The organism is Microbulbifer taiwanensis (assembly GCF_014904815.1).
Lineage (GTDB): Bacteria > Pseudomonadota > Gammaproteobacteria > Pseudomonadales > Cellvibrionaceae > Microbulbifer > Microbulbifer taiwanensis.
In genome coordinates this window covers 1-684 of the sequence record NZ_JACZFR010000111.1, presented here as the reverse complement: position 1 = coordinate 684, position 684 = coordinate 1, and the positions used below count along the sequence as shown (strand labels likewise).

Genomic DNA, 684 nt, shown 5'->3' with positions numbered 1-684 from the left:
CCAGGATGTGGTCGGCCTGCGCCGCCGCGACAAGGCCGAACGGGAGGCGGCGGAGGCGCGCCGCCAGGAACAGATCGATCAGGGGGTGGCCAGTGGCGACGAATCCTGACCCCTCGCTGCCCAACCGCAACACGATCTACCTTGCCCGCTCCGGGCAGGGTAAATCACAGGCGGTAAAGCAAAATCCCGAGATCCCGAAGAAGGGCGCCCGGGTACTGGTGTTTGATCCGAACTACGACCACAAGGCGATCCGTTACCACACGCGCAGGGCATTCGCGCACGCAGTGCTGAAGGCGGTCAGGAGCGGTCGCGGCTTCCGTATTGCCTATTCGCCGGCCTTCCAGGATGAGGAGGAGCACGAGTTTTTCTGCAAGATCGTGTGGGCGGTGCTGGACGGTCGCCATATCACCTACGTGATCGATGAGGAGTTGACCGGCTCCGGTACTAGGAGCGGCGCCGCGGCGCCTGAGCACATGCGACTGTGCAACCAGGGCCGCAAGTTCGGCCTGCGCTACCATGCTGTCGCGCAGAAGCCGGAGGAGACCAGCAAGACAGTCCTCAACGCCTGCGAGGTTGCGGTGATCGGCTCTGTACTGGGTGATACCAGTATCAAAATCGGCAAGCGCTACGGCATTCCGGCGCCCGCGATCGCGGATTGTCAGCCGCTGCAATTCTGGCGTTTTG

General features: G+C 63.2%; 1 protein-coding gene. It reads left to right on the top strand.

Annotated elements, in window-relative coordinates; genetic code table 11:
• Window positions 1-92: 92 nt before the first annotated feature.
• The coding region (locus tag IG627_RS20735) for a hypothetical protein (RefSeq protein WP_193195230.1) at window positions 93-684 on the top strand (592 nt) is incomplete at its 3' end.